This window comes from Burkholderia sp. L-4, assembly GCF_056856535.1.
Map to the genome: position 1 here is coordinate 832,317 of NZ_JBXEOX010000003.1, position 25,273 is coordinate 857,589.

At 68.8% G+C, this 25,273-nt stretch carries 23 protein-coding genes; 16 read left to right on the forward strand and 7 right to left on the reverse strand.

Annotation, left to right across the window (positions count from 1 at the left end):
• Positions 1-184 precede the first annotated feature (184 nt).
• From AC1VVG_RS34255 to AC1VVG_RS34265, 3 genes are all read right to left on the reverse strand, one after another.
• On the reverse strand, positions 185-373 hold the full coding sequence (locus AC1VVG_RS34255) for a hypothetical protein (protein WP_124609327.1): 189 nt from the start codon (positions 371-373) through the stop codon (positions 185-187).
• Between the two features lie 353 nt (positions 374-726).
• Entirely contained in the window at positions 727-1,887 is a 1,161-nt protein-coding gene (locus AC1VVG_RS34260) for an AraC family transcriptional regulator (protein WP_482837588.1), read from the reverse strand.
• An 8-nt stretch (positions 1,888-1,895) separates the two neighbouring features.
• On the reverse strand, positions 1,896-3,530 hold the full coding sequence (locus AC1VVG_RS34265) for an AMP-binding protein (RefSeq protein WP_482837589.1): 1,635 nt from the start codon (positions 3,528-3,530) through the stop codon (positions 1,896-1,898).
• A gap of 308 nt (positions 3,531-3,838) precedes the next feature.
• Here AC1VVG_RS34265 and AC1VVG_RS34270 point away from each other — a divergent pair, with 308 nt between their 5' ends.
• From AC1VVG_RS34270 to AC1VVG_RS34280, 3 genes are all read left to right on the forward strand, one after another.
• A complete protein-coding gene (locus AC1VVG_RS34270; RefSeq protein ID WP_482837590.1) occupies positions 3,839-4,630 on the forward strand; it encodes an HAD family hydrolase in 792 nt (263 codons plus the stop codon).
• A 306-nt stretch (positions 4,631-4,936) separates the two neighbouring features.
• Entirely contained in the window at positions 4,937-5,392 is a 456-nt protein-coding gene (locus tag AC1VVG_RS34275) for a carboxymuconolactone decarboxylase family protein (protein WP_482837591.1), read from the forward strand.
• 129 nt (positions 5,393-5,521) lie between these two features.
• Positions 5,522-6,622 (forward strand): AraC family transcriptional regulator, encoded by a 1,101-nt coding sequence (locus AC1VVG_RS34280; RefSeq protein ID WP_034190994.1) that lies wholly within the window; start codon positions 5,522-5,524, stop codon positions 6,620-6,622.
• A 25-nt stretch (positions 6,623-6,647) separates the two neighbouring features.
• Here the strand turns inward: AC1VVG_RS34280 and AC1VVG_RS34285 are convergent, their stop codons facing one another.
• Both AC1VVG_RS34285 and AC1VVG_RS34290 read right to left on the reverse strand, forming a co-directional pair.
• The gene (locus tag AC1VVG_RS34285; RefSeq protein ID WP_124670585.1) at positions 6,648-8,138 is read right to left on the reverse strand and encodes a sensor histidine kinase; all 1,491 of its coding nucleotides are present in this window, start codon (positions 8,136-8,138) and stop codon (positions 6,648-6,650) included.
• Complete coding sequence (locus tag AC1VVG_RS34290; protein WP_049030868.1) at positions 8,138-8,857, reverse strand: response regulator transcription factor; 720 nt, start codon at positions 8,855-8,857, stop codon at positions 8,138-8,140. The genes AC1VVG_RS34285 and AC1VVG_RS34290 overlap by 1 nt, the downstream gene beginning before the upstream one ends.
• A gap of 448 nt (positions 8,858-9,305) precedes the next feature.
• Between AC1VVG_RS34290 and AC1VVG_RS34295 the strand changes: the two genes are divergently transcribed.
• Positions 9,306-9,965, forward strand: coding sequence for a carbonic anhydrase (locus tag AC1VVG_RS34295; RefSeq protein ID WP_049030863.1), 660 nt, complete (start codon positions 9,306-9,308; stop codon positions 9,963-9,965).
• 57 nt (positions 9,966-10,022) lie between these two features.
• Here the strand turns inward: AC1VVG_RS34295 and AC1VVG_RS34300 are convergent, their stop codons facing one another.
• Positions 10,023-10,592: a lipocalin family protein gene (locus tag AC1VVG_RS34300; RefSeq protein ID WP_482837592.1), complete on the reverse strand. Its 570-nt coding sequence runs from the start codon at positions 10,590-10,592 to the stop codon at positions 10,023-10,025.
• A gap of 250 nt (positions 10,593-10,842) precedes the next feature.
• Between AC1VVG_RS34300 and AC1VVG_RS34305 the strand changes: the two genes are divergently transcribed.
• The 10 genes from AC1VVG_RS34305 to AC1VVG_RS34350 all read left to right on the forward strand — a co-directional run bounded on the left by AC1VVG_RS34305 (position 10,843) and on the right by AC1VVG_RS34350 (position 19,465).
• Entirely contained in the window at positions 10,843-11,439 is a 597-nt protein-coding gene (locus AC1VVG_RS34305) for a sigma-70 family RNA polymerase sigma factor (protein ID WP_034190990.1), read from the forward strand.
• A complete protein-coding gene (locus AC1VVG_RS34310) occupies positions 11,436-12,170 on the forward strand; it encodes an anti-sigma factor (RefSeq protein ID WP_034190989.1) in 735 nt (244 codons plus the stop codon). The genes AC1VVG_RS34305 and AC1VVG_RS34310 overlap by 4 nt, the downstream gene beginning before the upstream one ends.
• A gap of 155 nt (positions 12,171-12,325) precedes the next feature.
• Entirely contained in the window at positions 12,326-13,159 is an 834-nt protein-coding gene (locus AC1VVG_RS34315; protein WP_482837593.1) for a DUF1295 domain-containing protein, read from the forward strand.
• Positions 13,156-14,256 carry an SAM-dependent methyltransferase gene (locus tag AC1VVG_RS34320; protein WP_482837594.1) on the forward strand — a complete coding sequence of 367 codons (1,101 nt, stop codon included), beginning with the start codon at positions 13,156-13,158 and terminating at the stop codon, positions 14,254-14,256. Before AC1VVG_RS34315 ends, AC1VVG_RS34320 begins: the two co-directional genes overlap by 4 nt.
• A gap of 8 nt (positions 14,257-14,264) precedes the next feature.
• On the forward strand, positions 14,265-14,876 hold the full coding sequence (locus tag AC1VVG_RS34325) for a lipocalin family protein (protein ID WP_482837595.1): 612 nt from the start codon (positions 14,265-14,267) through the stop codon (positions 14,874-14,876).
• A gap of 92 nt (positions 14,877-14,968) precedes the next feature.
• Positions 14,969-16,276 carry an NAD(P)/FAD-dependent oxidoreductase gene (locus tag AC1VVG_RS34330; RefSeq protein ID WP_124670581.1) on the forward strand — a complete coding sequence of 436 codons (1,308 nt, stop codon included), beginning with the start codon at positions 14,969-14,971 and terminating at the stop codon, positions 16,274-16,276.
• Positions 16,273-17,127 carry a DUF1365 domain-containing protein gene (locus AC1VVG_RS34335; protein WP_343727852.1) on the forward strand — a complete coding sequence of 285 codons (855 nt, stop codon included), beginning with the start codon at positions 16,273-16,275 and terminating at the stop codon, positions 17,125-17,127. Before AC1VVG_RS34330 ends, AC1VVG_RS34335 begins: the two co-directional genes overlap by 4 nt.
• Complete coding sequence (locus AC1VVG_RS34340) at positions 17,124-18,353, forward strand: class I SAM-dependent methyltransferase (RefSeq protein WP_367190590.1); 1,230 nt, start codon at positions 17,124-17,126, stop codon at positions 18,351-18,353. The genes AC1VVG_RS34335 and AC1VVG_RS34340 overlap by 4 nt, the downstream gene beginning before the upstream one ends.
• Positions 18,343-18,885 carry a chalcone isomerase family protein gene (locus AC1VVG_RS34345; RefSeq protein ID WP_482837596.1) on the forward strand — a complete coding sequence of 181 codons (543 nt, stop codon included), beginning with the start codon at positions 18,343-18,345 and terminating at the stop codon, positions 18,883-18,885. The genes AC1VVG_RS34340 and AC1VVG_RS34345 overlap by 11 nt, the downstream gene beginning before the upstream one ends.
• A 43-nt stretch (positions 18,886-18,928) precedes the next feature.
• Complete coding sequence (locus AC1VVG_RS34350; protein WP_482837597.1) at positions 18,929-19,465, forward strand: DUF2878 domain-containing protein; 537 nt, start codon at positions 18,929-18,931, stop codon at positions 19,463-19,465.
• A gap of 475 nt (positions 19,466-19,940) precedes the next feature.
• Here AC1VVG_RS34350 and AC1VVG_RS34355 read toward each other — a convergent pair whose 3' ends face one another.
• The gene (locus tag AC1VVG_RS34355; RefSeq protein ID WP_124670577.1) at positions 19,941-20,246 is read right to left on the reverse strand and encodes a DUF4148 domain-containing protein; all 306 of its coding nucleotides are present in this window, start codon (positions 20,244-20,246) and stop codon (positions 19,941-19,943) included.
• A 321-nt stretch (positions 20,247-20,567) separates the two neighbouring features.
• Between AC1VVG_RS34355 and AC1VVG_RS34360 the strand changes: the two genes are divergently transcribed.
• Positions 20,568-23,807: an efflux RND transporter permease subunit gene (locus tag AC1VVG_RS34360; protein WP_482837598.1), complete on the forward strand. Its 3,240-nt coding sequence runs from the start codon at positions 20,568-20,570 to the stop codon at positions 23,805-23,807.
• A gap of 61 nt (positions 23,808-23,868) precedes the next feature.
• On the forward strand, positions 23,869-25,263 hold the full coding sequence (locus tag AC1VVG_RS34365; RefSeq protein WP_482837599.1) for an efflux RND transporter periplasmic adaptor subunit: 1,395 nt from the start codon (positions 23,869-23,871) through the stop codon (positions 25,261-25,263).
• Positions 25,264-25,273: the final 10 nt, after the last annotated feature.

Consider the following 25,273-nt stretch of genomic DNA (forward strand, 5'->3'; position numbering starts at 1 on the left):
CATATCCGGCCCACATAGTGACAAAACCGGCCACGGGATGGGGAGGTGTGGCCGGGAACGGTCGGCTGGACACGGGTTTGGCGGGAAGGCGTTTCAGGGATTCGGCCTGCGTTCGACAGTACACCCGACCTGAGAAATCGGCTGCTACGTGTACCATACCTCTCAAATCGCACATCTCGACCGATCAAACATCACGCAAATAGAAAATGACCATAACGGATGCAGTGATTCGAGCCGGGGCATTGGCTGCAGTATTGCTTGCGGCAAATCGAATCAGGAAAAAAGGGACAGCCTCCCGACCGCCTGTCAAGTCAAAATCGGCCGCGGCGCAGCGCGTGGCAGCCACCGCAGTGTCGGCAGTCATCTTGCTCATTTACCTCTACGCCATGCGCCACTATCTGGCGGCACTCTTTCGCCATTAAGTCCCCATAGAAAAGCGAATACGAGGTGATGACGCCGTCGGTCAGTCCGCACCACGCTTCTTCGACATCCATTCTCGCAAGCGCACGTTTGGCTTGACGAAAACGAGGCCGCGCCGGTTCGATATTCGATTCGATTGCCGTCCGGCGCATGGACACCCTTCGGGCGCGTGGCGGTGCGCTGCAGTGAGTCAAATCGCGTTTTGCCTTCGCAAATGCCCACGTCATAAAGGGAGCCGGCTATGGGACCAACCGATGGCAGCCGGTTATGGGAGCCGCCCGCGAAATCCGGCTGCCCCCGCACGTATCAGGCCTGGCGCCGGTAAGTCCCCGGCGTGCTCCCCGTCCAGTGCCGGAACGCGCGATGGAACGCGCTCGGATCGTCGAAACCGATATCGGCGCCGATCGCCGCGATCGTGTCCGGCGTGTCCGTCAGCCGCTGGATCGCGATGTCGCGCCGCAACTCGTCCTTCAGCACCTGGAACGTCGTCCCTTCGGCAGCAAGGTGACGGCTCAGCGTGCGCACCGAACAATGCAGGTGCTCGGCCGCCTGCTCGATCACGGGCAGGTCGGGCAGCGCCGCCGACAGGTACTGCCGCACGCGATGGCACACGAGCTGTTCGCTGAACGTTTCGAAGATCCAGTCTCCGGGCGCACGCGCGAGAAACTTGCGCAGGTTGCGCTTGCTCTGCCGGATCGGTGCGTCAAGGTAGTCGGCACTGAAGCGCATCAGCGTGCGCTCGCGGTCGAACTTCACGGAGCCGGTGAAGAAATACAGGTGCTCGACCGCGTGGCGCGGCCGCGGGCACGCGAACTCGATCTGCAACAGCGGGATCTTCTGCCCGATCAGCCAGGAACACACCCCGTGCACGAGCTTGAGCATCAGCTCCTGGCCGAGCGCGCCGATCGGGCCGATCGCGTCGTTCGGGCGCAGCAGCACCTGCGCGACGAGGCCGTCGCGCTTCGATTCGACGGAGAAGTCGTCGAGCAGGATATGGAAGAATTGCCCGAAACGATGCAGCGCCGTTTCGAGGTTGCGCGCATCGAGCAGGCTCAGGCACAGGTACTTCAGCGTGCCGCCGCGCAGCGGGCGCGAGAAGATGCCGGGCATCTCGTCGTCGAGGTCGATCGCGAGCGTGCGGTACAGCGTCGAGAACTGCTCCTCCGTCACGCGCGCATGCGGCTCGCCAAGCAGCTCGAGCGGGATGCCGGCGCCGCGCAGGTAGCGCTCGACCACGTCGCGCTGCGCGCCCGCACTTGCCAGGAAGCCGTTGACAAGCGAGATCGGCACCGTCGCGCTCGGCGACGGCAGCGCATGCCCGGGCCGGGCGGAAAGTGAGTCAGAACCGGTCATCGCGTCCCCGTCGGTCGAACCGCTCGCATTGTACTTGAGCGGCCTGCGCCGGGCCTTCGGGGCCTTCGCGGTCTTCGACGCGCGGGGCCGCGCCGCGGCGGCAGCGCGGCGCATCGTCGCCGTCAGTCGATACGGCTCAGTTCCCGCCGCAGGATCTTGCCGACCGTCGACTTCGGCAGCCGGTCGACGAAGCGGACGATCTTGGGCACCTTGTACGCCGCCAGGCTCGCGCGGCAATGCGCGACGAGTTGTGCCTCGCTCACGTCGGTATCCGGCAAGCGCACCACGAACAGCTTGACGGCCTCGCCCGTGCGCGGGTCCGGCACGCCGATGCATGCGCATTCGGCGACGCCCGGCAGCGCGGTCGCGACCGCTTCCACTTCGTTCGGGTACACGTTGAAACCCGACACGATGATCATGTCCTTCTTGCGGTCGACGATCCGCAGGAAGCCGGCCTCGTCGAACACGCCGACGTCGCCGGTACGGAAATAACCGTCCGCGGTGAACGCGGCCGCGTTCGCGTCCGGCTTCTGCCAGTAGCCGCTCATCACCTGCGGCCCCTTCACGCAGATCTCGCCCGCTTCGCCGATCGCCACCTCGCGGTCCTGGTCGTCGAGGAGCTTCACGTCGGTCGACGGCAGCGGCAGGCCCGTGGTGCCCGTGAAGGCATCGATCGACTGCGGGTTGAACGACACGACCGGCGACGTTTCCGACAGCCCGTAACCCTCGCGGATGAAATTGCCCGTCACGGCCTTCCAGCGCGACGAGATCACGTCGATCACCGCCGCGCCGCCGCCGGCCGACAGCTTCAGCCGCGACCAGTCGACTTCCTTCAGCCGCGGATGGCCGGCGAGCCCCGCGTACAGCGTGTTCACGCCGACGAACACCGTCGGCCGCGCGGCCTTCAGCACGTCGATGAACCCGTCCATGTCGCGCGGATTCGCGACGAGCCAGTTCTGTGCGCCGATCGCGAAGTAGGACAGGAAGTTCACCGTCAGCGCGAAGATGTGATACAGCGGGATCGCCGTGACGACGACCTCTTCGCCCGGCGCCCGCGCGGCCGGCACGATCGCCGCGAACTGTTCGATGTTCGCGACGAGGTTGCGGTGCGACAGCGCCGCGCCCTTCGACAGGCCGGTCGTGCCGCCGGTGTATTGCAGCAGCAGCAGGTCCGCGCCGCCCAGCGCGACCGGCGCGTACGCGAGCGCTTCACCCGCGGCAATCGCGTCCGCGAGCGCGATCGAGCCGGGCGGCAGCGCGTCGCACGTGCCGGCCGGCGCATCGACGACGCCGAGATCGCCGCGCCCCACGCTCAGCACGGTGCGCACGCGCGTGGCGCCGACCACGTCGGCGAACGTGCCCATCGAGCCGCCGCAGACGACGGCCACCTCGACGCCCGCGTCGTCGAGCTGATGCTCGAGCTCGCGCGCGGTGTAGTGCGGGTTCACGTTGACCTGGACTGCGCCGATCTTCGCGACGGCGACGAACACAACCGGAAACGCGAGCACGTTCGGCAGCATCACGGCCACGCGATCGCCCTTGCGCACGCCGACGACCTGTTGCAGATAGGCGGCCAGCGCGGTCGACAGGCGGTCGACGTCGGTATAGGTGAGCGTGCGGCCGTACGCATGGAACGCCGGGCGATCGGCAAAGCGGCGCATCGCATCGTCCAGCAGCGCGCTGACGGAAGGGTGGCGATCGGCGTCGATCTCGGCGGGGATCGAGCCATACGACCCGGTCCAGTGTCTCTTCGTCATGTCTCACTCCTCGGCTCGGGGGACGGTGCGCACCCGGCGCACCGTTCGCACGGCGGCCTGCACGCCGAAAGGACGCGGGCCGTCGCCTGACCGGCGACTATCGCCCGCGCGACGCGCTTTGCAAATGATCCGGGCGGCCGAAAAGATGATCGAAACGGACATGCGGGCAGGCGCACTTGTCCAGACAACCTCGCTTGCCGCGGCGGGCAGCCGTTTATTCCGCAACGCGGATTGCAAAGCATCAAGCGGCATGGCAGCGCCCGCCGCCCTTCTTCATAATCGACGATCGCCCTTCATTCGCCAAAACGATGCAGCCGCTTTCCCTCGCTCCCGCCGACACCTTCTCGTCCGTTCGATTTTTGCTGACTGACATGGACGAGACCCTGACCCATCGGGGCCGCCTGGCCGCGCACACCTATGCGGCCCTCGAGCGGCTGCAGGCGCACGGCATCCGCGTGATTCCCGTGACTGCCGCGCCGGCGGGCTGGTGCGACCAGATGGCGCGCATGTGGCCGGTCGACGGCGTGATTGCGGAGAATGGCGGACTCTTCATTCGGCGCGGCCCGGACGGGCACGGCGTCGAACGCCGCTACTGGCACGCGGACGACGCGCTCGCCGACGCGCGTGACGCACGCCGACGTATCGCGCGGCATGTGGAGCAGGCCGTCCCTGCCGCACGCCTCGCGGACGACCAGGACTTCAGGCTGACGTCGCTCGCGTACGCACGCACGGGCTCCGGCCAGGACGACCGGATCCTCGACGCGCTGGTCGCGGCCGGTGCGGACGCGACCATCAACAATCTGTGGATCATCGGCTGGATCGGCGGATACGACAAGCTGTCGATGTCGCTGCGCGTGCTGTCGGGCACGTACGGCGTCGACGCCGACGCCGCGCCGGCGTGCGTCGCGTATTCCGGCGATTCCACGAACGACGCGCCGATGTTCGGCTATTTCACGCACACGGCCGGCATGAGCACCGTGGTCGACTATCTGCAGCACTTGCCCGTCCTGCCGCGATGGATCACGCAAGGCCCCGGCGGCAGCGGATTCGTCGAGTTCGCCGACGCGATCCTGCGTGCTCGCCCGGACGTTCAGGGCTGACCCGGTGCGGCGGTCCGACTATCGCCCTGCCGGCATGAACACCATACGGGATCGGGCGATTCCGGTCGCCGGCCGCGCCTGATACGATCGCTTCGCTTCCGGTTCGCGACGGTCCACCCTTCCGCAACCGCCGCCGATGAAGCCGGCGCATCCGCACGACGGATCACGTCCGTCTCGTCGCCCGGTCACGCCGGTCGCCCCATCCTCCTCATGATAAGGATTGCTTCGTAACTGCCAGCTATCCCGGCAGTGCACGGAAACAAGACCGGACTCCTCGGTCAACCACTCGATCAAAGGTCAATCGCCATGCCTGAACGCATCTCGTTTGGACAGCTTCCCGCCCGACTGCTCGACGTCGTGCTCAACGTCGAGGAATACGCGAACCACACCGGTCACGACTTCAAGCTCGTCGAACTGGTGCGCGCACGTGTGTCGCAGCTGAACGGCTGCGCGTATTGTCTCGACCGCCATATCAAGGAAGGCATCCATGCCGGCGACGATCCGCTGCGCTACAACCTGCTGCCGGTATGGCACGAAACGCCCGATCTCTACAGCCCGAAAGAGCAGGCCGCACTGCGCTGGGCCGAAGCGCTCACGTTTCTCAGCGAGCACGCGATCGACGACGCGCTCGTCGCCGCGACACGCGAGCACTTCGATCGCGACGAACTGGCGACACTCACGCTGATCGTCGCGCAAATCAACACGTGGAACCGGCTCGCGAAGCCGTTCGCATGGCAAGCCGGCGTGTTCCAGGCCGGCTGACGCCGGTCGAGGCCGGGTGCGCCGGGTCATGCCGGCGCGCGTATCAGGGTGAACCCTGTAGCGCATGGGACCGTTCCCGCGCAGAATTGCGTGCCGTAAACGATATCGATTCGGACGCAGGATCCCGCCATGCCGCGCAGTGCGCTCTTGAACCCGACGGCCACCCGCGCAGCCCGCCTGCCGGACGCCGCGCCCGCTCACGCGCTGCGCGAGCAGCGCTTCACGCCGGCCAAGCTGGCCGTGCTGCTCGACGTGGCCGCCCAGGCCGGCCTCGACCCGGCCGCGGTGCTCGACGGCACCGGCCTGACACCGGCCGACGTCGCGGACCCGTTCACGCTCACGTCGCCGCTGCAGTTCCTGACAGCCGCGCGCCATGCGATCGGCCACTACGACGGTACCGATCTCGGCGTGCGCGTCGGCCGCCGGCTGCACGCGTCGAGCTACGGGATGTACGGCTACGCGATGCTGTGCTCGGAATCGCTCGCGCACGCGTTCGATTCGGCGGTCAAGTATCACCGCCTCGCGAACGGCATGCTCGCGATCCGCTGGGTCGAACAGGGCGACACCGCGTCGTGGCTGTTTCCGGACCGGCACGAAGTCGCGCTGCCGGATCTCGACGCGCCGCTGTACCGTTTCCTGATCGACATGCAGTTCGCGCTGCACGTGACGATCATCAAGGACGTGATGGGCGCGTGGTGCGTGCCGGCGCGCGCGCAGTTCGCGCAGCCGGAACCGCCGCACGCGGCAGCACTGGCCGACGCGCTCGAATGCCCGATCGCGTTCGACCAGCCGCACCACGTGCTCAGCTATCCGGCCGCCTGGCTCGCGCGCGCGCCGCAGCTCGCGAATCCGATCACCGCCGCGCAGGTGTCGTCGCACTGCGCGAGCCTGCTCGAGGCATTGCGCAGCCAGGCCGGCGTCACGCGGCGCGTGTACCAGGAACTCACGCGCACGCCCGGGCAGTTTCCCGACATCGACGCGATCGCGGACACCTTGTGCATCACGTCGCGCACGTTGCGCCGCAAGCTCGAAGCCGAAGGCACGTCGTACAGCGAGCTGCTGACGAGCGTGCGCAAGGCGCTCGCGATCGACTACCTCAGCACGACCACGCTCAGCACCGAGGACATCGCGCTGACCCTCGGCTTCAGCGATGCGGTCGGGTTCCGCCACGCGTTCAAGCGCTGGACCGGCACGACGCCGAGCGACGTGCGGCGCAAGCGCGGCGGATAAGCACGGCGGATGCCGCCGACGGCGGTCAGCGCGCGTCGCCGGCCGCCGCCGGCGCGACCGCCAGCGCAAACTCAAACACCGCGCCGCGCCCGGCCCGGTCGACGAGCCGGATGCCGCTGCCGTTGAGCGCGAGCATCCGGTGCACGATCAGCAGACCGAGCCCGCCGCTCGTCACCGTGCCGCCGCTCATCGGCCGCTGCGGCCGCTGGAACAGCCCTTCGCGCCGCGCGGCCGGAATCCCCGCGCCGGTATCCGCCACGGTCACGACCACGCGGTCGCCCCGCGGCTCCAGCGCGACCTCGACCTCGCCGTGCGGCGGCGTGTGCCGCAGCGCGTTGTCGAGCAGGTTGGTCAGCACGCGCTCGATCATCCCGAGATCGGCCGACACGACCGGCACGCGCGGCGGAATCCGCGCATGCAGCGCGACGCCGCGCGACGCCGCGGTCAGCTCGAATTTCTGGAACACGTCCTGCACGAGATCGACGAGCGAGAACGGCTCGCGCTCGGCCTGCACGCCGCCTGATTCGAGCCGCGCGAGCTCGAACAGCGCCTGCGCGAGCCGGCCGACCTTCGCGCTCTGCGCGAGCGCGATCGACAGGTAGCGCCGCCGCTCGGGTTCGGCGAGCGTGTCGGCCTTCAGCGACAGCGTCTCCAGATAGCCGTGCAGCGAGGTCAGCGGCGTACGCAGGTCGTGCGAGATGTTCGTGATCAGTTCGCGCCGCTGCTGGTCCTGGCGCGTCAGCGCGCGCCACTGGTCGCCGATCCGGTCGGCCATCTGCGCGAACGCGGATTCGAGCACCACGATGTCGTCGCCGCGCCGGCCCGGCGAGCGCGGCACCGGCGGCTGCGTGTCGGGCGCGCCGTTCGCGTCGAAGCCGCGCATCGCCTCCGTCAGCCGGCGCAGCGGGCGCGTGATGAAACTGAACGCGGTGAGACCCGCGATCAAGCCGAGCAGCGCGACCACCGCCATCGACCACAGCGTCGTGCGCAGCACGTTGCCTGCATCGACGCGCGCGGCAAGCCGGTCGTGCGCCTCGCCGAGCAGCACCACGTAGATGTAGCCCAACGGCGGCTGCCCCGCGCGCTGCAGCGGCGCGGCGCTGAACACCTTGCGCGCGTCCGGGCTGCGCGGGTCGTCGCCGAGGATCGGCAGCGGCCGGCCCGCGATGAATTGCTGCACGGGCGCGAGATCGATACGGTCGCGCTTCACGTGGCCGGGCGGCGCATCGTCGCCCTTGATGCGCCCGGCGTTGTCGAGCAGGTACACCTCGACGCTCGGGTTCACGCCCATCAACTGGCTGAACAGCGTGCGCACGGCGTCCGGGCGCAGCCCGTTCGCGTCCATCAGCGGCGCGCTGTTGGCGATGTTCGCGGCCAGGTCGCGCGACAGCGCCTGCACGACTTCCTTTTCACGCATGTCGTTCGCGCGGATCTGCAGCCACGCGGACGCGCCGGAGCACGCAAGCAGCAGGATCGAGAACACGAGCGACAGCCGCTGGGTAAGCGTGAGCTTCATCATGCGTCCCGCTGGCCCGGCGCGGCGAGCTTGTAGCCGCGTCCCCACACGGTGAGGATCCGCACGGGTTCGGCCGGATCGACCTCGATCTTCGCGCGCAGCCGGTTGATGTGGGTGTTGACCGTGTGTTCGTAGCCTTCGTGCTGGTAGCCCCACACCGCGTTGAGCAGGTCCATCCGCGAAAACACCTTGCCGGGGTGCCGCGCGAAGAAGTACAGCAGGTCGAATTCGCGCGGCGTGAGGTCGATGCGCGCGCCGTCGACGCTCGCCTCGCGCGCAATCGGATCGAGCGCGAGCCCCCCGACGTCGAGCGTGCCCGCGTCGATGCGCGAATCGCGCGCGAGCGCATCGACGCGCCGCAGCAGCGCCTTCACGCGCGCGACGAGTTCGAGCACCGAGAACGGTTTCGCCAGGTAGTCGTCGGCGCCGAGCTCGAGACCGAGGATCCGGTGGACCTCGCTCGACCGCGCGCTCGTGATGATGATCGGCGTGTAGCGCGTCATCGCGCGGGCGCGCCGGCAGATCTCGAGGCCGTCGACGCCCGGCAACATCAGGTCGAGGATCAGCGCATCCCAACCGCCCTGTTCGAGCAGGCGCAACCCTTCGGCACCGTCCGCGCTGTGCACGACTTCATAGCGCTCGTCGCGCAGGTGCAGGCTCAGCACGTCGGCGATGTCGGCGTCGTCCTCGACGATCAGGATGCGTTTCGGTTGGTCCATGGCGGTGGGCGGCGGCACGTCGAAGCTCGGTTCGATAACGGTGGTCGGCGGGCGATCGGCGGCCCGGGTCGAGTCGCGGCGGAAAAGCCGCGCTGCCGTCATTGTGCAAAATTTTGCCGCGGGAAGTGATCACATTTCGTTGAACTCTTGATCACCCTCGTTCCGCGAGCCGGTGCCCTGAACGCTTTCCGCCCCGTCCCCCAAAACAACAGACGAGTTGTCCCGCCCGAACACGCGATTGGCGCCCGGTATGCGCGGCAAGCCGTGCGGCAGGCGAACCCGGAAGCCGGCCGGCTCGGCCGACGCGACATCGAAACATCGAATCCAGCCCTATTTGTCAGAGGGGCACCATACCCACGCGAGCCCGATATCGGCATAATATTGCCCGCCGCGCGAGCGACCCGCCTTCGCTGCGCCGGTGAATCGAATCCGAAGCCCTGGAGCAAGCATGCGTGACATCATCGACGGTTTTCTACGTTTTCAGCGCGACGTCTACCCGCAACGCGTCGAACTCTTCAAGCAACTCGCCACGTCGCAGAACCCCAAAGCACTGTTCGTCACGTGCTCCGACAGCCGCGTCGTGCCGGAACTGCTCACGCAGCGCGAACCGGGCGAACTCTTCGTGATCCGCAACGCGGGCAATATCGTGCCGTCGTACGGGCCTGAACCCGGCGGCGTGTCGGCCACGGTCGAATATGCGGTTGCCGTCCTCGGTGTTCGCGACATCGTGATCTGCGGCCACTCGGATTGCGGCGCGATGGGCGCGATTTCCCGTTGCACCTGCCTCGATCACTTGCCCGCTGTCGCGAACTGGCTGCGCCACGCCGACGCCGCGAAAGTCATCAACGCCGCGCATCAATACGATACGCCGGGCGCGAAGCTCGACGGGCTCGTGCGTGAAAACGTGATCGCCCAGCTTGCCAACCTCCGCACCCATCCCTCCGTCGCACTCGCGCTCGAGCAAGGACGCATGAACCTGCACGGGTGGGTGTACGACATCGAGACGGGCGGGATAGACGCACTGGACGGCGCGACCCGGCGCTTCGTCCCGCTGGCCGAATCGCCCACGGTGGTCGCCGTGAACGCACGCAATCGCGGGCAGGTCTAGTTCGGCCGTGCGTAGGCGCGCCGCGTCTCGCGCAAACCGATGGCCGGCGCCGCCGGTTCAATGCGCGGTGCGGCGCAGCATCGCGGTATCGTAACCGAGCGTCCGTACGCGCTCGACGAGCGCGGCGGCTTGCTCGGCCGACGGCTTCGCGACGCGCGTCAGGATCCACAGGAATCGCCCGGACGGCTCACCGACGATCGACCATGAATAATCGTCGGCGTGATCGAGTATCCAGTAGTCGCCCAGAAAGAACGGCCCGAAGAACGACACTTTCAATTTCGCGTCGCCGCTGTTCGCCACGATCCTCGCCCTTCCGTCCAAACTGCGCGCGGGGCCGTCCGGCCCGCCTTCGCGACAGGTATTGCGCACGCCGATGAGGCCGTCGTCGCGTTTCGCATAGTCGGCCGTCACGCCGCCGCAACCGCGCTCGAAACGGTTTTCATAGCGCGCGAACTCATACCATCTACCCACATAGCGATCGAGATCGACCGCCTTGGCCGGTTGCGGCACCTGCGCGTTGCCGCTCTTGCCGCCCGCGAGGCCCGCGCATCCCGCGAGCAACAGTGCCGCGCCGGCAACGGCCACGGCCGCCGTCCGCACGGACGCACGAAAAACAGATCGCTTCATTGAAGCCCTCCCGGCCACGAAATCGCATCATTGTGCATGCAACCACCCTGCCGCGTCAGCAGCGGCGGGTGCAGCGGTCGTCTGCATCCCGGCGGGCGATTCGTTCGTATCTCGTTGCAACGTCTTCATACGGTTCGCCACCATGCGCGACATTCAGCGGGTCCGCCGTCGATCGCTCGATCAAGTGCATCCGGCAGTGCTATATTTCGCTCGACATTCACGCCATGGCGATTCTCGCCATTTCTTCAGCATGAACGACACGCCGGATGGTGCCGAGCGCTTCGACCCGTCAACCGACGCCGATGCCGTGCGTCGCGAACACCTGAACCAGGTCATGTCGCGGGTCGCGAGCGGCGACCAGGCGGCTTTCGCCGAGCTGTACCGGCTGAGCTCGTCGCGGGTGTTCGGCATCATCGTGCGCATGGTTCACGATCGCGGGGAAGCCGAGGATCTGCTCCAGGAGGTCTACACGGCCGTGTGGCGACGGGCCGACGCATTCGATCCGGCACGCGGCGGTGCGATGACGTGGCTGACCACGCTGGCGCGCAACAGGACGATCGACCGGTTACGGCAGCATCGCGAGGCGCCACTCGACGACGAACAGGTGCTGGATCTCCCCGACGAGGATCCGACGCCCGCCGCGCTCGCGGAGGCAAGCCAGGAGCGCCAGCGCCTCGAACGCTGCCTCGAGCGGCTGGAGCCGGTTCAGGGCCGCGCAATACGCGAGGCTTTTTTCAGCGGCGCGACTTACAGCGAACTCGCCGCGCGCCTGCGTGTGCCGCTCGGAACCATGAAAAGCTGGATCCGGCGCAGCCTGATGCAGCTGAAGGGATGTCTCGAGCAATGAATACGCCCGCCGATCACGATCCCGAATTGCGCTGCGCGGAATACGCGCTCGGCGTGCTCGACGCCGATGCGCGGCGCGCACTCGAGGCATCCGCCGCACGCGATCCGCTATTGCAGGCGACGCTGGCGCGCTGGCAGCGCCGCTTCGCACCGCTCGCGGAAGACGTCGCCCCCGTCGCCCCGCCCGGCCGGGTCTGGACGCGAATCCAGCGTGACCTCGGCTTCTTCGTTCCGCCGGCCGCACACGGCACCGCGCCATCGGACGGATGGTGGAACAGCCTGCGACTGTGGCGCTGGGTCGGCCTCGGCGCGAGCGCGGCCGCGCTGGGACTGCTCGCGGTCAACCTGATCCGGGTGAACGAAGCACCGCCGCGCGCGGCCGCCGTCGCGGGCAGCTACATGGTGGCCACGATTGCACGAGCGGACGGCGTCGCACACTGGACCGCCACGGTCGACCTGCGCCGCGCCCGGATGGTCGTGGTACCGGCGGACAAGCCGACGATCGCCGCGAATCGCTCGACCGAGCTCTGGCTGATTCCGCCGAATGCGAAGCCGATCTCGCTCGGCGTATTCACGCCGGACGCGCCGGCGTCGATGACGCTGCCGCCCGCGATCGTCGCGCAGCTCAGCGCGCGCGCGGTGCTCGCCGTGTCGATCGAGCCGCGCGGCGGCTCGCCGAGCGGTCAACCCACCGGTCCGGTGCTCGCCACCGGGGCCATGCACGCGGCATAACGGGCGCCGCGCCACCCCGCGTCGGGCAACCGCCCTTCGCGGGAGAGCGCGGTGCGCGCCCCTGTCGTCCGCGCGCAAGTCGCGGCGCATCCCGATGCATCCGTTTGGCCTTCGGCTCCGTATATGACGGATATCGCGTCTCCGGAGCCGCCCGCATGCCTGCCGTCGCCGTTGCCCTCCTCGCTTTCGTCGGACTGTTCCTGTCGTTCACGGCGGTGTGGATCAGCCAATTGCGCTCGCGGAATGCCGGGATGATCGACCCGGTCTGGGCGGTGACGCTCGGCGGCATGGCCATGTTCGTCGCGGGGCTCGGCACCGGCCCGGTATTGAACCGCGCACTCGTCGCGACAGGCGGCGGCATCTGGGGGCTGCGGCTCGCGCGGCACTTGTGGCGTCGCAACCATCGGCAACCCGAGGACCGGCGCTATCGGCAATTTCGCCTGCAATGGGGCGACGCCGCGCCGCGCAACATGTTCTGGCTGTTCCAGTTGCAGGCGCTGATCTCGATGGTGCTGTCGGTCGCGTTCTTCGTCCCGGCATACAGTCCGGACGCGCCGTCCCGGTCCGCTGCCGTCGCCGCCGTGTCGATCTGGCTCGTCGCCGTGGCCGGAGAGGCCGCCGCCGACCGGCAGCTCAAGCGCTTCCTGGCCGCCCCCGGCCGCCGCGACGGCGTCTGTCGGGTGGGCTGGTGGCGCTATTCGCGTCACCCCAACTACTTCTTCGAATGCCTGCACTGGTGCGCTTACGCGGCGCTGGCGATCGGCATGCCGTGGGGCTGGCTCACGCTGATGCCGCCGTTCCTGATGGCGTGGCTGCTGCTCAGGGTCTCCGGCCTGCCGCTGCTCGAGGCGCATCTCGTGCGAACGCGGCCGGGCTACCGGGAATACATGCGCACGACCAGCGCCCTCGTTCCGTGGCCGCCCAGGCCGGCCGCGTGCCCGCCCCTTGCCCGCCCCGACCATTCCGAAGACAGGAGTACGCGCTCATGACCGCCACCACCTCGCAACCGTCGCCCGCCCGGATGCCCGCCCCCGGCGACACGTGGCTGATCCGCTGCTGCGAACGCGGCTGGCTGCCGGATCCGCTGATCCGCGCCGGGATGCGCGCCCTGCTGCGGCAGCGCCTGCGCGACGAACATCTGCTCGACGGCGAGCGGCGCGCGGCCGCCTTCGAGCGGCTGGTGCACGAACTGAACGCGAGCCCCATCGCGATCGATACGCAAGCGGCCAACACGCAGCATTACGAAGTGCCCGGCGCGTTCTTCGAAGCCCATCTCGGCCCCCGGCTGAAATACTCGTGCGGCTATTACCCGCTCGGCAACGAAACGCTCGCGCAAGCCGAGGACGCGATGCTGTCGCTTTACGCGGAGCGGGCCGGTCTCGCGGACGGCCAGCGCATCCTGGATCTCGGCTGCGGCTGGGGGTCGCTGTCGCTGTGGCTCGCCGAGCGCTATCCGCACGCGCGGATCGTCGGCCTGTCGAATGCTCACGGTCAGCGAAACTTCATCGAGCAATGCGCGGCCCGGCGCGGGCTGACCAATCTGCGGATCGTCACGGGCAACGTGGTCGACTTCGATTTCGCGCCCGGCGAAGCGGGTTTCGACCGCGTGCTGTCGATCGAGATGTTCGAGCACATGAAGAACTACCGGCAATTGCTGGCGAAAATCGCGCGCTGGATGCACGACGACGGCAAGCTGTTCGTGCACGTCTTCGCGCACAAGCTGCTCGCCTATCACTTCGCGGTGCGCGACGACACCGACTGGATGTCGCGCCATTTCTTCACCGGCGGCACGATGCCGTCGGCCCATCTGCTGCCGCGGTTCCAGGACGACGTCCGTCTCGACCGCCAATGGTGGATCGACGGCACCGCCTATGCTCGCACGGCCAACGACTGGCTCGCGTCGCTCGACGCCGCGCGCGGCCGGATCATGCCGATTTTCGAAACGGTCTACGGCGCCGACGCGCGGATCTGGTTCCAGCGCTGGCGCATGTTCTACATGGCGGTCGCCGAGCTGTTCGGCTATGCCGGCGGCCAGGAATGGGGCGTCGCCCACTACCTGTTCGACAAGCGGCCGGTACGCGCGTGAGACGTGTGATGCCGTCCCCGATCGTCCGCCGCTTCGCCGCCGCGCTCGCGGCAGGTCTTGCACTCGCCATCGCCGCGGGCTGCTCGGGCAATACGCCGAACACGAATCCGCGTGCGGCCGTGCCCCTGTCGAGCGTGCCCGTCGACCTGCCGCGCTACATGGGCCGCTGGTACGTGATCGCCAACATCCCGTACTTCGCGGAACGCGATTACGTGGGCAGCCGTGCCGAGTGGACGCTGCGCGAGGACGGCCGGATCGACGACGTGTTCGTCGGCCGCAAGGGCGGCTTCGACCGGCCCGAGCAACGCTATCGCTTCGTCGATACGGCAAAGCCCGGCAGCGGGGGCGGCGAATGGCGCGTGCGGCTGTTCTGGCCGGTGTACGTCACGCAGTTGACGCTCTATGTCGATCCCGACTATCGCCATACGATCCTCGGCTACCCGGGCAAGACGCTCGGATGGATCTTCTCGCGCGAGCCGACGATGGACGACGCGACGTATCGCTCGCTGCTCGCGCGGCTCGATGCGATGGGCTACGACACGTCGCGCTTCAGGCGCGTGCCGCAAACACCGGGGCAGATCGGTCAACCGGGCTTCGCCTCGCCGGGCGAGCGCGACTGAAGCGGGCCACGCGCATCCGCCGCCCGCTTTGCTCCGTATCTCCGAACAACCCTTCCCGAGACCGCCGACCCGCCTGACGGAGACCCTTCGCGATGCACCAGCCCCTCACTGCCTTGCCGCCCGGGCGGCGGATCGCCGTCGTCGGCGCCGGCATCGCCGGCCTGGCGAGCGCCTACCTGCTGGCCCGTCGTCACCGCGTGACGCTGTTCGAGGCGGCCGGCTACCTCGGCGGCCACACGCACACCGTCGATGTCGAACTCGACGGCGCGCGCCACCCGGTCGATACCGGGTTCCTCGTCTTCAACGACCGGACCTATCCGAACCTGATCGCGCTGCTCGCCGAACTCGGCGTGGCCGCGCATCCGAGCGACATGTCGTTCTCGGTGTCGGTCGACGGCGGCCGGCTCGAATGGGCCGGCAGCAACCTCAACACCGTGTTCGCGCAACGCCGCAACCTGTTTTCGCCGACGTTTCTCGGCATGCTGCGCGATATCCTGCGCTTCAATGCATCCGCGCACGACCACCTCGATGCGGCGAGCCGCCAGCGGCTGTCGGTCGGCGAACTGCTCGCCGCGGGCGGGTACGGCGCACCGTTCCAGCATCATTACCTGCTGCCGATGGCGGCCGCGATCTGGTCGAGCGCGGCCGGCGACATCCTGCGGTTTCCGGCCGCCACGTTCCTGCGCTTCTGCCTGAACCACGCGCTGTTGCAGGTCAACAACCGCCCGCCCTGGCGCACGATCGCGGGCGGTGCACGGCAGTATGTCGAGCGCATCGCCGCGACGCTCGACGACGTCCGCCTGAACACGCCGGTCCGTACCGTTCGGCGCGACGAACAGGGCGTCACGGTGGCGACCGACGCGGCCGGCGGCGAGCGGTTCGACGCCATCGTGCTCGCGTGCCACGCGCCGACGAGCCTGCGGCTGCTCGCGGACGCCAGCGAAGCCGAACGCGGCGTGCTGGGGGCCGTGCGCTATCAACGCAACGTCGCGGTGCTGCATACCGACACGGCCTTGCTGCCGCGCCGCCGGCGCGTGTGGTCGGCGTGGAACTACCTGAGCGGTCGTGCGGCGCCCGCTGCCGACGGCGCAGCGCCCGTGTGTGTGAGCTACCTGATCAACCAGTTGCAGCCGCTGCCGTTCCGCACGCCGGTCGTCGTCACGCTGAACCCGATCGACGCGCCCGCGCCCGACACGCAGCTCGGTCGCTACGACTACGAGCATCCGTTGCTCGATCTCGCCGCCGTCGACGCGCAGGATCGCCTGCCTGCGCTGCAGGGGCGGCACCGCACGTGGTTCGCGGGCGCGTGGACGGGCTACGGTTTTCACGAGGACGGCCTGAAATCCGCGTTGCGCGTGGCCGACGATTTCGGCGTGAAGCCGGCCTGGGCCAAGCCATGAACGTGCCGTTCGCAAGCGACGGCAGCGGCGCGCGGCTTCTGGTCGGGCACGTGATGCACGAGCGGCTGCGGCCCGTGCACCATGCGTTCACGTATCCGCTGTTCCAGGTTTGCTGCGACATCGAGCGGCTTCACGAAATCGGCGGCCACTGGTTCGGCGTCGATCGCTGGCGGCCGTTCGGACTCGCGTCGCGCGACTACGGTCCGCGTGACGGCCAGCCGCTTGCGCCCTGGCTGCGGGCCCGCCTCGCCGAAGCCGGCATTCCGGCCGACGGCCCGATCTGGCTGCAGACGATCCCGCGCCTCTTCGGCCATGCGTTCAACCCCGTGAGCTTCTGGTACTGCTACGACCGCGCGGGCCGCCTTCGCGCGTTGTACGCGGATGTGCGCAACACGTTCGGCGCGCACCACGGCTACCTGCTGAGCGCGACGCGGCACGCGCCGATCGGGGACGACACCGTCCTCGTCTGCCGCAAGACGTTTCATGTATCGCCGTTTTGCGACGTCGCCGGGACGTACGCGTTTCGCGTGCGTCAGCGCGGCGACCACCTGCTGGTCGCCATCGACTACCGCGACGACGACGGTCCGCTGCTGCGGACGGCGCTCGTCATGCAGGCCGGCCCGCTGAGCGCCGCGCGGGCGTGGCGCGCGCTCGCGCGGCAGCCGTTCAATGCGATCGGCGTGCTCGTCCGCATCCATTGGCAAGCGCTGCGGCTCTGGCTCAAGCGCGTGCCGTTCCACGGCAGGACGCCCCCTGCCCGGCCGCCCCGCGCCGGTGCGCTGCCGCCCCCGTCGGCACCGGTGTCGCCGCCATGCCGCCCTGCGGTATCCGACCACGAGGTCCGCCCATGACCCTGCTGCGCCTGTTATCGAATGCCTCGCAACCCGCGCTGCCGCTTTCCGCGCGGTTGTTTGTCGCGCTGCTGCGGCGGCTGCGGCACGGCCACCTGATACTCGTGACGCCCGAAGGCGCGCAATACGTGTTCGGCGATCCGCACCGCCAGCCGGCCGCGACGCTGCAGATCCGCGACTGGCGGGCGTGCCGCGCGATCCTGCGCGCCGGCGACATCGGCTTTGCCGACGCGTATCGCGCGGGCCGCATCGACACGCCCGACCTCGTCGCGCTGCTGCGTCTGGCGATCCGCAACGAGCCGGCGATCGCGCGCACGGTGACGGGCGGCCGCTTCGCCCGCCTCTGGTATGCGCTGCGCCACCGGCTGCGGGCGAATACGCGCGCCGGCAGCCGCCGCAACATCCACGCGCATTACGATCTCGGCAACCCCTTCTACGCGCTTTGGCTCGACGAAACGTGGACGTATTCGAGCGCGTGCTTCGACGGCGACGCGCGGCGCTCGCTCGCCGACGCGCAGACGGCGAAATATCAGCGCATCGTCGATTCGCTCGGCCTGCGCGCCGGCATGCGCGTGCTCGAGATCGGGTGCGGCTGGGGCGGCTTTGCCATGCATGCGGCCCGCCAGGGGATCCGCGTGCACGCGCTGACGATCTCGCCGTCGCAATACGCGCTGGCGGCGGAACGCATCGCGCGGGCGGGGCTGTCCGGTCTCGCGACACTCGAGTTGCGCGACTACCGTGACATCGACGGGCGCTACGACGCGATCGTGTCGATCGAAATGTTCGAGGCGGTGGGCGAAGCGTTCTGGCCGGTGTATTTCGACACGCTCAGGCAGCGCTTGAAAGCAGGCGCGCGGGCGTTGATCCAGTCGATCACGATCGCCGAATCGCAGTTCGATGCGTACCGCGCATCGAGCGACTTCATCCGCGAGTTCATCTTCCCGGGCGGCATGCTGCCAAGCGCCGAGCGCTTCGTCGGCGCGGCCCGGCACGCGGGCCTCGTCGCCGAACCGGTGCATGCGTTCGGTCTCGACTATGCGCGCACGCTGGGCACATGGCGCGCGGCGTTCGAGGCGAGCCTCGACGCGGTCCGCGCGCAAGGATTCGACGAGACCTTCATCCGCACCTGGCGCCTGTACCTGGCGTATTGCGAAGCGGGATTTGCCGAGCGGCGCACCGACGTGATGCACTTCGTCGTCTCGAGCGGGGACCGCCATGACGCGTAGGCTCGCGATCCTCGTGGCCGTGGCCGCGTATGCCGCCACGCAGGTGGCGAACGCGGGATGCGTCGACGACGTGGCGTCGGCGCGGATGATCGGATCCGGCCGATTCTGCGTATTCGGGCTTTGCCTTTATGACGCGCAGCTTTGGGCGTCCCGTTCGCCCGCGGCATTCGATACGCCGTTCGCCCTTTCGCTCGCGTACCGCCACGACGTGAAGGGCGAGCGGTTCGTCGCCACCGGCATCGCCGAAATCGAGCGCCTGGCCGCGACGCCGTTGCCGGCGGCGACCCGCGACGCCTGGCGCGCCGACATCGCCGGCGCCTTTACCGACGTGCTGCGCGGCGACGTGCTCTGCGGCGTCTACCTGCCGGGCCGCGGCGCGCGTTTCTACAAGAACGACCGCTTGATGTCCGACGTCGCCGATCCGGACTTCGCGCGCGCGTTCTTCGCCATCTGGTTCGATCCGCGCACCCGGGCAGCATCGCTGCGCCGCGAGTTGCTTGGCGACCCGGTCCGCCAAGGGCCGAACATGTGAGCGTGCGACGACGGCCGCCGGCCGGCCGAACGCGCAGCGACTCATGCTTCATTCCGCCGCCGTCGAAACCGCCGCGTATCTCGTGCTGTCGCAAGCCGGCTGGCTCGTCTGCGTGTCGAGCGCCGCACATGGGCGCGGCTGGATCGGGACGCTGTGTGCGGTACTGCTGGCGGGCGGCCACCTGCTGCGCACCCGTTTCCCCGCCCGCGAAGCATCGTTGATCGCGATCGTCGCTGCGATCGGCTGGAGCTGGGATGCCGTACCCGTTGCGACGGGCGCGCTGCGCTACCCGAACGGCGTCTTGCTGGAAGGAACGGCGCCTTACTGGATCGCGGGTTTGTGGGTGCTGTTCGCCGCCCAGCTGAACGTCCTGCTGCGCTGGCTGCGCGGGCGCTGGCTGGCCGCCGCGCTGCTGGGCGCCGTCGCCGGCCCGCTCTCGTTCCGGGCGGGCGCAGCGCTCGGCGCGGTGCGCTTCGTAAGCCCGACCGCGTGGATGCTGCTCGCATGCGGCTGGGCGGTCGTGCTGCCTGCGGCCGTCTGGTTAGGCGAGCGCCTGGACGGAACACGCGACGATCATTGACACGGTTCCGTGGGCATTACCGCTTGCCTGTCAACCGTTCTCGCTCTTCAAGACACGGGCCTTCCCGTTCTCCCGGACGCGTTCCGGACCGACATGACATTCCGGCCGGTCGTTTCCTTTAGTTGCGCCGACAACCGCTCGCCAAGTCGCCCCGTGTCGTGAGCAATACTGGCAAGCGTCGGTAACCGATCCGCTGCAAGGCGCTCGGGGCCTGCCCTGTCGGCAGCGGCGCCGGTCACGTGCGGCGGTGCCAGGCACCCGCGCCGGATCGCCGATCGAGAACTCGTGCGCGTTCTCGCGCAAGGTATGCGGTAGCGTCGCGACAAGGCCGCTCTCGAAACGATTGGACCGCCGGATCCGCTTCAATGAGCCGCCGCGGTTCGGGGGCGTCGCGTTGAAACAGCGACCGGCGGACGACACACCTGGAATCCGCAGCCGCTTCCGTCGCGGCCGCGAAGGGGGTCGAACATCGCGCTCAGTGATGCTCGTACAACGGCTGCGCGTCAAGCGACGCGAGCGATGACACGGCCGCACCGGCGACGACGGACGGGCGAGCGGCAACCGATTGCGACGACTGCGCGGCGATCTTCGCCTCCGCTGCCTGAATGTCGTCGGGATAGTACGGATCGCTGCCGACCGGCCGATAACCGGCCTTTTCGACCCGAACGAGATCGGCGCGCACGTCGGCGCGCGTGACCATGCCGTCGGCGGTTTGCGCGAAGGCGACGATCGGCGCGCTCAATGCGCAGGAAAGCAGGACTGCACGAATCAGGTTGTTCATGATGTTCACCTCTCAAGATGGCGTATTGGCGTCCGCACACCAGGCCGGACCGTCGCTCCGCATCGATGCGATGAAGAGTGGAATCCATTCTGCGATTCGCGCGCTTTCCGGAAGGTGAGGCTTCGATTACGGTCTTGTCATCTGATGGCTGCCGCCTGTCGGCCGTGAGCCGACCGGTCCGGTCGGACGCTGCGCACCCGCGCGCCGGCACAGATAACGGTTTCGTAATCTTCGGGTCAGGGTCGGGTCAACGCCGCGCCGGCAGACTGCACGCTCGTCGCATCGAATGCGCATCCGAGCCCTGCTTCGAGGAGCACCATCATGTGGATCGTCCGGCTGGCGTTACGCAGGCCCTACACGTTCGTCGTACTCGCGCTGCTGATCTTCATCGCGGGACCGCTTGCGCTGCTGCGCACCCCGACCGACATCTTCCCGAACATCGACATCCCGGTCGTCAGCATCGTCTGGTCGTACAACGGCTTCTCCGCGGAAGACATGGCCAAGCGCATCACGTCGAACTACGAGCGCGCGCTCACGTCCGACGTCGACGACATCGAGCACATCGAGTCGCAGTCGCTGAACGGCGTGTCGGTCGTGAAGATCTTCTTCCACCCGGGCGCCGACATCAATCGCGCGATCGCGGAAGCCGCGAGCAACGCCGCATCGATCCTGCGCATCCTGCCGCCCGGCACGCTGCCGCCGAACATCATCACGTACAACGCGTCGACGGTACCGATCCTGCAGCTCGGGCTGTCGAGCGACACGCTCGCCGAGCAGCAGCTGTACGACCTCGGCAACAGCTTCATCCGCACGCAGCTCGCGACCGTCCAGGGCGCGGCGGTGCCGCTGCCGTTCGGCGGCAAGATCCGCCAGATCGTCGTCGACCTCGACACGCGCGCACTGCAGGCGAAGGGGCTCGCGCCGATCGACGTCGTGAACGCGATCAACGCACAGAACCTGATCCTGCCGGGCGGCACCGCGAAGATCGGCACGCACGAATACAACGTGCAGATGAACGGCAGCACGCAGACGGTCGCCGCGCTGAACGACCTGCCGGTGAAGACGATCGGCGGCAACGTCGTGTACGTGCGCGACGTCGCGCATGTTCGCGACGGCTACGCGCCGCAGACCAACATCGTGCGGGCGGACGGCAAGCGCGCGGCGCTGCTGACGGTCGAGAAGACCGGTAGCACCTCGACGCTGACGATCATCGACCAGGTGAAGGCGATGCTGCCGAAGATCGCGGCCGGGCTGCCGAAGGCGCTGCACATTTCGCCGCTCGACGACCAATCGGTGTTCGTGAAGGCGGCCGTCCAGGGCGTCGTGCGCGAAGCGCTGATCGCCGCGTGCCTGACCGCGCTGATGATCCTGCTGTTTCTCGGCAGTTGGCGCGCGACGCTGATCATCGCGATCACGATCCCGCTCGCGGTGCTCACGTCGCTGCTCGCGCTGTCCGTGCTCGGCCAGACCATCAACATCATGACGCTCGGCGGCCTCGCGCTCGCGGTCGGCATTCTCGTCGACGACGCGACCGTCGCGATCGAGAACATCACGCATCATCTCGAGCGCGGCGCGCCGCTCGAGGACGCGATCCTGACCGGCTCGGGAGAAATCGCGGTGCCGACCTTCGTGTCGACGCTGTCGATCTGCATCGTGTTCGTGCCGATGTTCCTGCTCACGGGTGTCGCGCGCTATCTGTTCGTGCCGCTGGCCGAGGCCGTGATCTTCGCGATGATCGCGTCGTACTTCTTCTCGCGCACGCTGGTGCCGACGCTCGCGATGGTGCTGATGCGCGCGAAAGGCAACGGCCGGCCGCCGCGCGGCGTATTCGCGCGCATCGCACGTTTCCAGGCCGCGTTCGAGCATCGCTTCGAAGCCGTCCGGCTGCGCTATCGCGCGCTGCTCTCGGCGGCGATCGCGCGGCGCCGCCGCTTCGCGGCCGCGTTCCTGCTCGCGTGCGTCGCGTCGACGGGCCTCTACGCGTTCGCCGGGCAGGACTTCTTCCCGTCGGTCGACACCGGCGAGATCCGCCTGCATCTGCGTGCGCCGACCGGCACGCGGATCGAGGAAACCGCGCGACTGACCGACGAGGTCGAAGCGAAGATCCGCGACGTGATTCCGGCCAACCAGCTCGCGAGCGTGCTCGACAACATCGGCGTGCCGGTGAGCGGGATCAACCTCACGTACGACTCGTCGGACCCGATCGGTACCGAGGACGCCGACGTGCTGGTCACGCTGAAGCCGAATCACGCGTCGACCGCCGCGACCGTCGCGACGCTGCGCAACGTGCTCGCGCAGTCGTTCCCCGGCGTGACGTTCGCGTTCCTGCCGGCCGACATCGTCAGCCAGATCCTCAACTTCGGGCTGCCCGCGCCGATCGACATCCAGATCGTCGGCAACAAGCTCGACCAGAACCGCGCGGTCGCGAATGCGCTGCTCGCGAAGCTGCGCGGCGTGCGCGGGCTCGTCGACGCGCGCATCCAGCAGCCCGGCGACGAACCCGCGATCAACGTCAACGTGGACCGCACGAAGGCGATCCAGGCCGGCCTCGAACAGCGCGACGTCGTGCAGAACCTGCTGATCGCGCTGTCCGGCAGCTCGCAGACGACGCCCAACTTCTGGCTGGATCCGCGCAACGGCGTCAGCTACCCGGTGCTCGTGCAGACGCCGCAGTACACGGTGAATTCGCTGCAGTCGCTCGCGAACGTCCCGCTGCCCGCCGGCACCGCGCGCGCGCCGCAGACGCCGGCCGGCGGCCCGGCCGCGGGCGCGCCCGCGCAGAACCTGCTCGGCTCGTTGGGCTCGTTCTCGCGCACGACGCAGCAGGCCGTGGTGTCGCACTACAACGTGCAGCCGGTGCTCGACCTCTTCGCGTCGGTGCAGGGGCGCGACCTCGGCGGCGTCACGGCCGACGTGACGAAGCTCGTCGACGCCGCGCGCGCGCAACTGCCGCCGGGCTCGTCGATCGTGCTGCGCGGCCAGGTGCAGGCGATGCACGAATCGTTCGCGGGCCTCCTCGGCGGCCTTGCGCTCGCGATCTCGCTGGTCTACCTGCTGATGGTCGTGAACTTCCAGTCGTGGCTCGATCCGCTCGTGATCGTCGGCGGGCTGCCGGCGTCGCTCGCCGGCATCGCGTGGATGCTGTTCGTCACGCGCACCACGCTGTCGGTGCCCGCGCTGACCGGCACGATCCTGTGCATCGGCATCGCGACCGCGAACAGCATCCTCGTCGTAAACGCGGCGCGCGAGCTGCTCGCGGCCGGCGCATCGCCGTGGCAGGCGGCGCTCGACGCCGGCTTCAACCGCTTCCGGCCCGTCGTGATGACCGCGCTCGCGATGCTGATCGGCATGTTGCCGATGGCGCTCGGCCTCGGCGACGGCGGCGAGCAGAATGCGCCGCTCGGCCGCGCGGTGATCGGCGGCCTCGCGTTCGGCACGCTCTCGACGCTGCTGTTCGTCCCGGTGCTGTTCGGCTTCGTCCACGCGTGGCTCGCCCGGCGCCGCGACGCCGCGGCCGCCCGGCGCGTGCAGTCCGCGCCCAATACGCCGGCGCTGCGCTGACGTGCTGACGCGCGGACTGCCGCCCCTTCTCATCCTTCGATTCGCCCGACCCGGACCCATCATGAACGACTCGATCGAACCCGTCGCCCCGCCGCCCGCCGCGCGGGGCGCTGCCCCCGACACCGCACCGGCCCGCCACGGCCGCAAGCGGGCCGTGCCGCTCGCGGCCGTGGCGCTCGCCGCCGGGCTGCTCGCGCTCGGCATCGTGCCACGTATCGATGCACGCGCCGCGCAGCGCATGCAGGTGGCCGCGCAGCAGGCGCTGCCGGTGGCGGTCATCATGCCCGGCACGGCGCCGGCCGATCAAACGCTGACGTTGCCCGGCTCGGTGATGCCGTATGCGGACGCATCGATCTATGCGCGCACGAGCGGCTATATCGCGCACTGGAGCGCCGATCTCGGCACGCACGTGAAGGCCGGCCAGGCGCTCGCGCGGATCTCGGCGCCGGATCTCGACGCGCAGTTGCGCCAGGCTCGCGCCGACGAAGCGAGCGCGCAGGCGAACTACGACTATGCGAAATCGACCGCGCAGCGCTGGCAGGACATGCTGAAAACGCAGTCGGTCTCGCAGCAGGACACCGACACGAAGGTCGCGGACATGAACGCGAAGCGCGCGATGCTCGCGTCCGCGCAGGCGAACGTCGCGCATCTTGCCGAACTCGTGTCGTACGAGTCCGTCGCCGCGCCGTTCGACGGCGTGATCACCGCACGCAACGTCGACGTCGGCACGCTGGTGACCGCGGGCGGCACGCCGGGCAGCCCGGGCCTGTCCGGCGAACTGTTCCACCTCGAACAGACGGACACGCTGCGCGTGTTCGTCGACGTGCCGCAGGACAGCGCGGCCGGCGTGTCGACCGGCACGCCGGTCTACCTGACGACGCCGCAGTTTCCGGGGCGGCGCATCGCCGCGCAGGTCGCGCGCAGCGCGGGCGCGATCGACCCCGTCACGCGCACGCTGCGTGTCGAGATCGACGTCGACAATCGCGACGGCACGCTGATGCCCGGTGCGTATGCGCAGGCGCATCTCGTCGTGCCGAGCGCGGCGCCGGCGCTCGACCTGCCGGTCAGCGCGCTGCTGTTCCGCGCGAACGGCGTGACGGTCGCCACCGTCGGCGCGAACGGGCGCACCGCGCTGAAGACCGTGCAGATCGGGCGCGATTTCGGCACGCGCGTGGAAATCGTCGCGGGGCTCGCGGCGACCGATCGCGTGATCGACAACCCGGGCGATGCGATCACGGCAGGGGAAGCCGTGACGATCGTGTCGACCGCGCACGATGCGGCGCCAGTGGCTGCTTCGTCCGCTTCGTCCGCTTCGTCCGCTTCGCCCGCGCAGGCCGCTCGGACCGCACTGGCCGATCAACCGGCGTCCGCGTCCGGTGCGCGCGACGTGCCGCCGCGCGAGGCCGGCGTTGCACCGGCTACGTCAACGCCCGCTCGGGCGCCCGCCCGCGGCTGACCCTTCGACG